The following is a 12359-nucleotide window of genomic DNA, read 5'->3' on the forward strand; positions in this document are numbered from 1 at the left end:
TTTTACTTCATCCTCTCTACTGCTTTTATAAGTTCTTTTGCCACATATTCAGCATCTTCTGGCAGGAGAGTTGAATAAAGTGGTAGTGTTATTTCATTGGCATACTGTTCATATGCATTTGGGTAATCCTCTATGGAATAACCAAGGGATTTATATAAAGTAAACATAGGCAGCGGTATAAAATGAACATTAACTGCTATATTTTGTTCTGCAAGTATTTTTATAACTTCATCTCTTTGTTCCTCTTTTAATCCTTTAATTCTAAGTGGATACAGGTGATAGGAGGTTTCCATGTTTTTATCTTCTTTAAAAGGAAGTATGGCCCATTCTTTTTGGGATAATATATTTGAGTATATTTCAAATATATTCTTACGTTTTTCAAGCATACTATTATATCTTCTAAGTTGAACTAATCCGAGAGCAGCATTTATGTCTGCCATGTTGCATTTATATCCTGCTGTAACTATGTCATATTTCCAGGCACCTGCTTTCATCTTTGATAGAGCATCTTTTGATTGACCATTAAGGGAATTCAATTTTAAATCCTTTAATAAGTTTTCTTTTCCAAATAAGTTATTGTTGTCAAAGGTTATAGCTCCACCTTCTGCTGTAGTCAAATTTTTTACTGCATGAAAAGAAAATACATGGGCATCTAACTGGTTGCCTACTCTTTTCCCTTTATATGAAGCTCCAATGGCATGGGCAGAGTCTGATACAAGTAGTATATCTTCACGATTTTTAAGTTTTACAACCTGTCTCAGAGCATCGTAGTCTATAGGTACTCCTGCAAAGTCTACAGAAAAAATAGCTTTTGTATTTGGAGTAATTGCATCATATATTTTATCTATATCTATAGAAAAGTCATTCTTTTTTACATCCACCATAATTGGCTTTATGCCTCTTTGGATAGATACGGCTGCAGTAGATGTATAAGTATAAGGAGTTGTTATCACATCATCTCCCTTTTTAATACCAAATACTTTTAGTAGTAGTTTCATACCACAGGTGGCACTTGAAACTGCTGCTGAATAATTTGCACCGCAGTAGTCAGCTAATTTCTCTTCAAATTCGGCAGTCTTAGGTCCAGAAGTTATCCATCCTGATTTTAAAACTTCTGATAGGGCGTCAATTTCGTCCTGGGTAATATCAGGAGGAGAAAAGGGAATTTTTTTATTCATAAATATCAAATCCTTTCTTTATGTAGTTAACAAGAGTAGTGAACAACCAAGTAATCAAATGCATTAAATCAATTTTATTCTTTTGTCCGAGGGCGGCAATTAGCTAATACTCCCATTTTCTTCAAAGTGGGAGATAAGCACTGCTAACGCGTCTGAATAAGTTCTTCCCCTAAAGGATAACGTATTCTAAGTGCTAAAGACACTAAGTATATTATTAATAAGGTTCAGATGGAGAAAAGCATTTCTCTATAGTAAACTCCACCTGGACCTGAGAATCACTTAATTCCCTGAAAGAAACCTGTGTCTTTTGTTATATAAATATATCCATTTTTATTTATTTCAGACTTTAAGAAATCTTTAAGATGTTGGATTTTAATTTCATCAAATGCATTTTTAGTATTTCCCGGCATGGAGAATATGTAGTCCATAAGGGGTTCAATAATTGTCAACTTTAAATTATCATTGTATCGTTTTAGTGTTACATTTTTAAACCATGTGGAGATTTTATCCAATCCGTTTTCAAGTTGAAAGCTTTCTGTAAGGTTCCAACTATCTGTAGTTATATTTTGTAAATCAGCTCTTTTAACAATTTCTCTCATTTCTTTCATATGATTTTTTCCAACTGTAGAAGCATAAAAATATCCTTTAGGTTTTAAAATTCTATAAATTTCTGAAAGGGCTTTATCTACATTGGTAACATGGTAGAGCATATGGTTTGCGATTACTACATCAAAACTATTATTTTTATAGGGAATATGCTGAACATCTACAATGTTAAATTTAAATCTTTTTAAATTTAACATAAGATTTTTTTTAGTATCTTCCAGCATTCCAGGAGAAAAATCAGTGAGAGTTATATCCCATCCCTCTGGAATTTTATCTAAGTTTTTTTGCCACAGTCGCCCATCGCCGCAGCCTAATTCCAATATGGAAACTTTATCTGGAAGGTTTAGATGATTAAAAAACCACCTCATCCAACCCTGCTTATTGGTACTAAAAAGTTCATGAATCCTTATTCTCGCTCTTAAATTAGAGGCATTTTCATATTGCTCCATCCACTTCTGATCTGTGTTTATTATATTTATTATATTTATAAATTTATTCCAATTTAATTCTTCTTCACTATCTATCATGTGTGCAGCTTCCTCTATGGACTTAATTACAGCTTCTATATGATATATTTTTTCTTTCATTATTTTTTTCTGTATTTCAAGAGACTTTTTTAAATCTCTGTGATTTACGTCATAGTTCATTATTTTTGATATATCTTCTAGTGAAAGTCCTATGAATTTAAGAGTAAGTATTTTTTGTAGCTTACTAAAATCTTCAAAATTGTACAGTCTGTGGCCGGATTTACTATAAGAACAGGGTTTTAAAAGTCCTATTTTGTCATAATATCTTAGAGTTCTTAAAGTAACCCCTGATTTTTCAGCAAATTTACCAATGGTGACTAAATCAGATTTTTGTATGCACATATAATATCACCTCTACCTAAATTATTGTATCACATGACGTAAGGTAAGGTGCAATAGATTTTTTAAAAGTATAAAAGTATATTATAAGTAATAAAGTAGCTGCAATATCAAGTGATTCTTAGGTTCAGGTGGAGTTTACTATAGAGAAATGCTTTTCTCCATCTGAACCTTATTAATAATATACTTAGTGTCTTTAGCACTTAGAATACGTTATCCTTTAGGGGAAGAACTTATCTAGGGGCGTTAGCAGTGCTTATCTCCCACTTTGAAGAAAATGGGAGTATTAGCTAATTGCCGCCCTCGGATAAATAAAATGGCTTATTATTGAATATAAACATATTATATGGTAATATCATATAAAAGTAATGGAATTTTCATATTATAATGTTGTAAATAGTACTATTTTTTAAATAAAGAGTTATAATTTAATTAATAAAACTTTTAGTATAAACTTAGTATATTTTTGTTAAAGTAAAGATAAGGCCTATAGCCTTTAGGCGTTTGTATGATTGTTTTAAAAGGGCATTTTTTATTCAAAATGCCTTTTATTGTGGGTATAGAGATTAATTCTATAATCTAGTTTGATTGCCTATGATTGGGTGAAATTGTTTTGATACAAAAATAAGTTTTAGAAAAGGAAGGTTATTTATGGGAGAAAATAATAATTCATCAAATTTTATTAAAAATATAGTTATAGATGATTTAAAATCGGGAGAATACAAGGAAGTAATAACAAGATTTCCCCCAGAGCCTAATGGATATTTACACATAGGGCATGCAAAATCAATAATTTTAAATTTTAGTTTGGCAGACGAATTTAAAGGAAGAACTAATTTAAGGTTTGACGATACTAATCCGTCAAAAGAGGATGTGGAGTACGTGGAATCAATAAAAGAAGATGTAAAATGGCTTGGATATGATTGGGATAATTTATGTTTTGCTTCTAGTTATTTTGAACAAATGTATGAATATGCAATTTTTTTGATAAAGAAAGGAAAGGCATATGTATGTGATTTGACTGCAGATGGAATAAGACAATATAGAGGTACTTTGACAGAACCGGGAAGGGAAAGTCCTTATAGAAACAGAACTGTAGAGGAAAATCTTCAATTATTTAATAGCATGAAAAAGGGAAAATTTAAAGATGGAGAAAAGGTGTTAAGAGCAAAAATTGACATGATATCTCCTAACATAAATATGAGAGATCCTGTATTGTATAGAATAGCCCATGCACATCATCACAATACTGGAGACAAATGGTGCATATATCCCATGTATGATTTTGCCCATCCCCTAGAAGATGCCATTGAAGGAGTTACCCATTCTATATGTACACTTGAATTTGAAGATCATAGACCTCTCTACGATTGGATAATACAGGAGTGTGAAATAGAAAATAAACCTAAACAAATAGAATTTGCTAGATTGAATATGACAAATACAGTTATGAGTAAGAGAAAGCTTAAAAAGCTCGTAGATGAGAATTTTGTGGATGGATGGGATGATCCACGTATGCCAACTATTGCAGGTTTGAGAAGAAGAGGTTTTACCCCGGAATCCATTAGAAATTTTTGCAGAGCAATAGGTGTGTCTAAAGCTAGCAGTGTAGTGGATTCACAGATGCTGGATTATTTTTTAAGGGATGATCTTGAGAAAAAAGCTCCTCGAACTATGGCTATATTAAATCCCCTTAAGATTGTAATAACTAATTATCCTGAGGGAAAAACAGAAACTTTTAAAATTGAGAATAATCCTGATGATCCTAACGCAGGAATTAGAGAAGTACCTTTTTCGAGAGAACTATATATTGAACAGGAGGATTTTATGGAAAATCCCCCTAAAAAATACTACAGATTGTTTCCGGGGAATGAAGTAAGGTTAAAAAGTGCTTATTTTATAAAATGTAATGAGGTAATTAAAGATAAGGATGGAAATATAATAGAATTACACTGTACTTATGATCCTGCATCAAAGGGAGGAAATAGCCCTGATGGAAGAAAAGTAAGAGGTACACTTCATTGGATAAATGTAGATACTGCAATTCCAGCAGAAATAAGGCTTTACGAGCCTTTGATATTAGAACAGCAGGAAAGGGAAGGAGAAGAAGATTCCTTCCTAGATTATGTTAATCCAAACTCTTTGAAAATTTTAAAAGGTTTTGTAGAGCCTGATATGAAATATGTGAAACCTGATAAAAAGTTCCAATTTTTTAGGCATGGATATTTCACCCTAGATGGCAAATGTAGTAAAGATGGCAAATTGGTATTTAATAGGATAGTATCTCTTAAAAGTTCTTTTAAAATATCAGAGAATAAATAAAAATAAAAAGTTTAGATTTTGTTTATAATTAGTTTAGATAAAGTAGAGATACATATTTTACAATGTAATATAGTGAATGAATTGTATTAATGAAATTATATTTTCTTATGATGTGTATAGAAATAGAATAATATAGATATTGGCTCAGGATAAATCTTTTGTAGCATATGGGGTTGGGGAGATAGATATTATGAATAAATATGAATATAGAATTAAGAAGAATAAAATTATCAGAAGAAGAAATAAGATCCTTACGGCAGCTTTTACTTTAATGATTTTTTTTTGGGGGTTTTATATAGGAAATAAACTTGCTTCTCAAAAAAATACTGAACAAAATGCAGTAGTGGCACAGACAAAAGAACAGGATGTATTAAAGAAGAGGTTCACTACTTCCCAACCACCAGGAGAGTATAAGCCTTGGGAAGTTAAGAGAGAAGATGGTAAAAAAGTGGCATATTTAACTTTCGATGATGGTCCTTCTATAAATAATACTCCAGAGGTGCTCAGAATACTAAAAGAGAATGGTATAAAGGCAACCTTTTTCTTAATCGGTCAAAATGCTGAGAAGCATAGAGAACTAGTTAAACGAGAAGTAGAAGAAGGACATGTAGTAGGTAACCATACTTATAGTCATAGATTAAGATATAGAGAAGAGCCATCAGTATTTGTAGATGATGTAAATAAGTGTAATTTAGTGCTCAAATCAATATTAGGACAAGATTACAATTTAAAACTGTTAAGATTTCCAGGAGGATCTTTTACCACAGCACATTTAAATATGCAGCCTTTTAAGGATGCTATTACAAAGGAAGGATATCATTTTGTAAATTGGAATGATATGACGGGAGATGCTAATGGAAATAATTTATCTGTAGACGTTCTTATGAATAATTTGAAGAAGTATACTACTGATAATACGGTGGTGATTCTGATGCATGATGCTCCAGCAAAAATTACCACAGTAGAAGCTCTTCCAGAGGTAATACAATATTTAAAATCTAATGGATATACTTTTGAAACTTTAAATTAGTAATATGAAAATAATATATGTACTTCCATGAACGTAAGATAATTTATCCAAAGGTGGCAATTAGCTAACACCTCCAGCTTCTTAAAAGTGGGGGATGAGCACTGCTACGTCCTTGGGGATAAGTTCTTCCCCTAAAGGATAACGTATTCTAAGTGCTAAAGATACTAAGAATACTGTTAATAAGGTTCAGATGGAAAAAAGCATTCCTTATGAGAAGCCTCTACCTGAACCTAAGAATCACTTGATGAATTATTTATCTATATATGTGCATAAATTAGTTAATTTATGCACATATATATTTTTAAATCATAAATTGTAATTAAAGTACGTAAAAATAAATAAGAGTAAAAAATATTTTAATCTTAAATTAATAAATTATTTGGAGGTAACTTCTCTATGTGTGGAATTGCAGGATGGATTAATTTAAAAGAAGATATTTCTAAAAATAGGGATATAATTTTAAATATGACAAATACATTAAAAGAAAGAGGGCCTGATGATCAGGGATATTATTTCTCTAAGAATGTGCTTTTAGGCCATAGGAGACTTATAGTGGTAGATCCTTCTGGCGGTGCCCAGCCTATGTCCAAAAGTGTAAATGGTAAAAAGTTTATAATTGTATATAACGGGGAACTTTATAATACTGAAGATCTAAGAAAAATACTTATAAAACAGAATTATTCTTTTAACTCATATTCAGATACGGAAGTACTACTTACTAGTTATATACATTGGGGAGCAGATTGTGTAAAGTATATAAACGGTATATATGCTTTTGTAGTTTGGGATGAAAATGAAGATAGATTATTTATGGCAAGGGATCCTTTGGGGGTAAAACCTTTATTCTATACAATAAGAAATAATTCTCTTTTATTTGGTTCGGAAATTAAGACACTTTTAGCACATCCTTCTGTTGAGCCCATAGTAGATAAAGAAGGATTAACTGAGATATTTGCCTTGGGACCTGCAAGATCTTTAGGGGGAGGTATATTCAAGAATATACATGAGATACCTCCAGCTCATTATGCAATATATACAAGAGATGGGTTTAGATTAAAAGAATACTGGAAGCTAGAGTGTAGGATTCATAATGAAGATACAGAAACTACAGCAGAACATGTAAAAAGTCTTTTGGTAGATGCTATAAAAAGACAACTGGTAGCAGATGTTCCAATTTGTACATTTCTTTCAGGGGGGCTTGATTCCAGTGCAATATCTGCCGTAGCAGCTTCTGAATTTAAAAAACAGGGGAAAATTTTAAATACCTATTCTATTGATTATGAGGATAATGATAAGTACTTTAAGGCAAATGATTTTGAACCTACTCCAGACAGAATTTGGGCCTTAAAAATGTCAGAATATATAAATAGTAATCATCATGGGATTATAAATACTAGTGAAAATTTGGCTAATGCGTTGTATAATTCTGTAAAGGCCAGTGATCTTCCAGGAATGGCGGATATTGATTCATCTCTGTATCTTTTTTGTAGAGAAATAAGAAAAGATAATACTGTAGCTCTGTCAGGGGAATGTGCAGATGAAATATTTGGCGGATATCCTTGGTATAGAAGACCAGAAGATATTAATGCCCATACTTTTCCTTGGTCTAAATCTGTAAGTGCCAGAAAGGAAATTCTATCTCATGAATTAAAGTCTCTCAATTTAGAAGAATATTTAAAAGATCAATATGAAAGTAGTATAAAACAGGTTCCTCATTTAGATGGAGAATCAAAATTAGAACATCGTATGAGAGAATTATTTTATTTAAATATTAAATGGTTTATGATTACTTTATTAAATAGAAAAGATAGAATGAGTATGTCAAATAGTCTTGAAGTGAGGGTTCCTTTCGCAGATTATAGATTAGTAGAATATGCTTTTAATATACCTTCTGAAATAAAATTTTATAAAGGCAGAGAAAAAGGATTATTGAGAAAAGCTCTAAAAGGAATACTACCTGAGGATATTATTGAGAGAAAAAAGAGTCCTTATCCTAAAACTCATAATCCTGAATATACTAAAAGGGTTCAAAGATGGATGAAAAATATAATGAAAGATAAAACATCTCCTATTCTTAATCTTATAGATAAAAAAGCAGTGAAAACTTTAATAGAAACAGGAGGAGCTTCTTTTAAAGCTCCTTGGTTTGGACAGCTTATGAGAGGACCACAATTGCTGGCTTATTTAATACAGGTTAATGAATGGCTTAAAGAGTATAGGGTTAAAATAGAAATCTAATGAAGATAAACCATGCAGTATTTATAATATTTTAATTATAAGCTGCATGCTTTTTTAATTTAAGAGTATCTCATCCAAAAATAATTTTAAATTACTGTTGATTTTTCTAGAAAATAATATATAATAGATATTAGTAGATAATAATTATTTAACAGGAGGTATTTTAAATGAGCAAGAATTTTTATGATGCGGTAAAACATAGAAGGAGTATTTATGGTATAAGCAGGGAAAAAGTTGTTTCTGATAATAGAATAATAGAGATAGTGGAAGAAGCAGTAAAAAATTCACCATCAGCGTTTAATTCTCAAAGTGCCAGAGTAGTAGTTCTTTTAGGACAAAATCATGATAAATTATGGGATATTACAGAGGGACAACTTAAAAAGAGAGTTCCTACCGAAAGATTTTCAAAAACAGCAGAAAAAATTGACTCTTTTAGAAGTGGATATGGTTCTGTTTTATTCTTTGAGGATGAAGATGTTGTATCTGAACTTGAAAAGAAGTTTCCTAGGTATAAGGATAATTTTCCTATATGGTCTCAACAAGGTTCTGCAATACTTCAATATATAATATGGACGTCACTAGAATTAGAAGGGTTTGGAGCTTCAATTCAGCATTACAATCCTCTCATAGATGAAGAAGTAAAGAAAACATATAATATACCGAATAATTGGAAATTAATTGCACAGCTTCCTTTTGGGAAACCGACTTCCCCTGCTGGAGAAAAAGAGATTAAACCATTGAAAGATAGATTAAAAATATTCAAATAGATATAAAAGCAACCGCTCCCCAAAAGTTAGGAGGGTTGCTTTTTATCTGAATTTCAAAGTATATTTTTTATACTTTTATAGTTATTGTGTTAAAATAAATTATAAATTCTAAATTTCATTTATGAATTAAGAATGTATTTTAATAAATATACATATTTTAGGGGGCATTTTATGAAAAATATACATTTTGAAGTTGGTTATGAAATAAAATATGCAGAATTAAGTTTAAATTCAATATCTGTTTACAGGGAATTACTTCAGGACAAGGTGATCTTAAGTTTAAGGAATTTTCTTAAGCTTATTTGTCAGGGTAAAGTCTATATAGAATCTGTTACCAATTTATATAATGAATTTTTCTTTCTGTTAGTACATAAGGGATATTCTTCTTTAGAGCAGTATATTATAGATGAGATAATTTTTAGTGAGAATGCATTTTCGAAAGGGGCAGAAAACAAAAATTTTAAGAACTCTGAAAATTCAATTAAAAGTGCTGCAGCCAATGATTTAGAGAGTTTAAGGTATGTTGCAAGATTGGATTTTTCCAATATAAAAGAAAGATTATTGAATTATTTTCACAATGATGAATTTAAGAATATAATAGAAAAGTTTCCAGAATTGAAAAATACAAATAATTTTGAGGAACATAATTATGCTGATCATATAAGGAATTTAAAGGAAAAGTTTCATTACAGTAGTAATTGGAGTGAATGTATAGAAGATCTTCAAAAGTTTCATGAAGATTATGGCTGCGGCATGTTTGTTCGCTATAGAGCCTTTATATGGGAATATATTGATGGAAAAGGAAGATTTAAAGGTATTGAAAAACCAGATCCTATCAAACTTTCAGAGCTTGTGGCTTATGAAAGAGAACGTTCTATAATAATAGAAAATACAATTCAATTTTTGAAGGGATTTCCTGCAAATAATGTTTTAATACATGGAGATCGTGGAACGGGTAAATCCTCTACAGTAAAGGCCATACTCAATAAATATTATACAGAAGGATTAAGAATGATTGAACTTCCTAAAGCCTATTTAAAAGATTTTGCAGATATAATAAGAGTTTTAAAGACTAGGACTCAAAAATTTATTATATTTATAGATGATTTGGTATTTGAAGACAATGAAGGAAGTTACACTGCCCTTAAATCCATACTTGAAGGAGGGCTGGAGAATAAATCGCAGAATGTATTAATATATGCTACTTCTAACAGAAGACATCTTGTTAAGGAGTATTTCAATGAAAGGGGAGTATTTCCTTCTCCTAATTTTAGTGAAGAAATTCATGGAGGGGACAGTGTTCAGGAAAAACTTTCACTGGCAGATAGATTTGGAATAAATGTGGTATTTGTATCTCCAGATAAAAATAAATATTTACAGATTGTAGATGGAATTGCTAAAAATAGAAATCTAAAAATTGATAAGGAAACATTACATAAAGAAGCCCTTAAATGGGAAAGATGGTATAATGGGCGTTCAGCAAGAACTGCCAGACAATTTATAGATTGGATAGAAGGACATGAAAGGGTAGAAAGTCATAAAATTTAAAAGTAAAAACTCAGGAATCAAGCTTGAATTCCTGAGTTTTACATGTTGTTTCTAAAATGATAACTTTATTATATGTTTATACAATATTTTTCTCCCATTTTTATAGGATGATAGGATCTTTTTGCTTTTCTAAGACCTTCAATGCCTAAATCTTGTTCTCTATTTATATATTTAACATCAGATAAATAATTTTCTACAAAGGTTTTATTGGTAAAAGTGTATATTCCCCGTATAGAAGAACTTCCTTTTTCTATGTGAATGATTGCCATGTCAGAATTCACCTTTTCCCCTATGGTAAAAGCGGATATTTTATTATCCACATAGACAGCCATTGCCTTTAAATTTAATTTTTCCATGTTAAATACAATTTCTTTAATACCTTCTAATTCATATTTTAAATATTTATTACCACTGTTTTTTTGTTCATACCAATTCCTGGCCGCACTTATGATATCTGTTTTTACATCTGTATCATAGAAATCTTTAACGCTATAATTATAAGTTTTTATAAAATAATTATAATGATTTTTTTTGGAATGAAGTTTTTTACCGGATAGAGTAATAAGTTTCTCGGTGGTGTAAATATAGTCGAAATTATTTATATCTGGTTCTGAATGGATGTTTTCCCCATAGATTTCTTTTAGATCATTTAAAAATTTTCCTTCAGCATCTTTAAATAAATAGGGCATATTATTTTCTTCTTTATATTCTATAAGTTTTTTTATTATATTTTTAATATTGTCTTTGGTATATCCTATAGGCTGTATAAAGTGGTAATTACCGTTGAAGTCTTTTTTCTTTATAATAAGAGCATTATCATATATGGTATATTTAATATCGCACCCTTCTCTCCATATAATTAAACTGGTGAAAGAATATTCGCTTGTATCAAAATTATAGTTGACTAAATACTTATCAAAAATGCTTTTATCGTCAATAGTTATAGGTTTAAATATAAGCATAAAAATTCTGCAACTTAATAAAATAGCGCACACATCAAAAAATGAGGCACATTATTCTACTGGCAGTATACCTCCTTTTAATATTTTGTATTAATTTTCCATTCTGATCTTAGTATGCCGTAAAGGTACATATCATACCTAATTCCATCTCTATGAATAAATTCTCTATAGGTTCCTTCTCTTTTAAATCCTAATTTTTCGTATAATCTTATGGCTGGTGTATTGTAAGATAGAACGGTAAGTTGTATTCTATGAAAATTTAATTCTTCAAAACCAAATTCCATAGTAAGGTATAGGGCCTCTCGTCCTATTCCCTTTCCCTTAAAGGTATCATCTCCTATACCTATGTATATTGTCGCAGTACCATTATTCCACAATATATTTTCAAATCCTGTAATTCCAATTATTTTATTTTGTTTTATAGAGTTTAAAGCAAAAATAAATTTATCGGAACTTTCTTTTAAATCTTTTATGATGTATTTTAATTCTTCGTAATTTTTAGGAAAAGCGGATATAACATCGAAGTTTCTTAAAAACAACATATCATTATACCATTTTTCCATATAAATGAGATGTTCTTCTTTAAGAGCAGTAAGTACTACATTAGAACCTTTTAGTAAATTTTTAATCAAGATATATGCACCTCTCGTAGAAATTAAAATTAAATAATAGTAACTTTTTTCACATAACCATTATAACCTATAAGTTATATGAAATTCAATTTTAAATTGAATAAGCTACTATTAAGCTTTTATATATTATAATATATTTTTATTTACTATTATATGAAATTAATATAAACTTTAATAATATATAAAACTTTCTATGTTAAAAAATCTTAA

9 protein-coding genes are annotated in these 12359 nt (G+C 30.1%); 5 read left to right on the forward strand and 4 right to left on the reverse strand.

All coding sequences use genetic code 11. The features are described from left to right. Nucleotides 1-2: 2 nt before the first annotated feature. On the reverse strand, nt 3-1178 hold the full coding sequence (locus AB3K27_RS05655; protein ID WP_368490262.1) for a DegT/DnrJ/EryC1/StrS family aminotransferase: 1176 nt from the start codon (nt 1176-1178) through the stop codon (nt 3-5). Between the two features lie 275 nt (nt 1179-1453). Then, nucleotides 1454-2653, reverse strand: coding sequence for a methyltransferase domain-containing protein (locus tag AB3K27_RS05660; protein ID WP_368490263.1), 1200 nt, complete (start codon nt 2651-2653; stop codon nt 1454-1456). A gap of 648 nt (nt 2654-3301) precedes the next feature. Here AB3K27_RS05660 and AB3K27_RS05665 point away from each other — a divergent pair. From AB3K27_RS05665 to AB3K27_RS05685, 5 genes are all read left to right on the forward strand, one after another. Continuing rightward, nucleotides 3302-4972, forward strand: a complete 1671-nt coding sequence (locus AB3K27_RS05665) for a glutamine--tRNA ligase/YqeY domain fusion protein (protein WP_368490264.1) — start codon at nt 3302-3304, stop codon at nt 4970-4972. 190 nt (nt 4973-5162) lie between these two features. Beyond that, nucleotides 5163-6002, forward strand: coding sequence for a polysaccharide deacetylase family protein (locus AB3K27_RS05670; protein WP_368490265.1), 840 nt, complete (start codon nt 5163-5165; stop codon nt 6000-6002). A 396-nt stretch (nt 6003-6398) separates the two neighbouring features. Beyond that, nucleotides 6399-8240, forward strand: coding sequence for an asparagine synthase (glutamine-hydrolyzing) (gene asnB, locus AB3K27_RS05675; protein WP_368490266.1), 1842 nt, complete (start codon nt 6399-6401; stop codon nt 8238-8240). Between the two features lie 167 nt (nt 8241-8407). After that, nucleotides 8408-9007 (forward strand): nitroreductase family protein, encoded by a 600-nt coding sequence (locus tag AB3K27_RS05680; protein ID WP_368490268.1) that lies wholly within the window; start codon nt 8408-8410, stop codon nt 9005-9007. Nucleotides 9008-9178: 171 nt separating this feature from the next. Continuing rightward, entirely contained in the window at nt 9179-10555 is a 1377-nt protein-coding gene (locus AB3K27_RS05685; RefSeq protein ID WP_368490269.1) for an ATP-binding protein, read from the forward strand. A 68-nt stretch (nt 10556-10623) separates the two neighbouring features. On the opposite strand, the gene AB3K27_RS05690 is transcribed toward AB3K27_RS05685, so the two are convergent. Then, nucleotides 10624-11517: a DUF2156 domain-containing protein gene (locus AB3K27_RS05690; protein ID WP_368490270.1), complete on the reverse strand. Its 894-nt coding sequence runs from the start codon at nt 11515-11517 to the stop codon at nt 10624-10626. 77 nt (nt 11518-11594) lie between these two features. After that, the gene (locus tag AB3K27_RS05695) at nt 11595-12152 is read right to left on the reverse strand and encodes a GNAT family N-acetyltransferase (RefSeq protein ID WP_368491184.1); all 558 of its coding nucleotides are present in this window, start codon (nt 12150-12152) and stop codon (nt 11595-11597) included. Between the last annotated feature and the right edge of the window lie 207 nt (nt 12153-12359).

Source organism: Clostridium sp. BJN0013, from assembly GCF_040939125.1.
In the GTDB taxonomy this organism is placed as follows: domain Bacteria; phylum Bacillota; class Clostridia; order Clostridiales; family Clostridiaceae; genus Clostridium_B.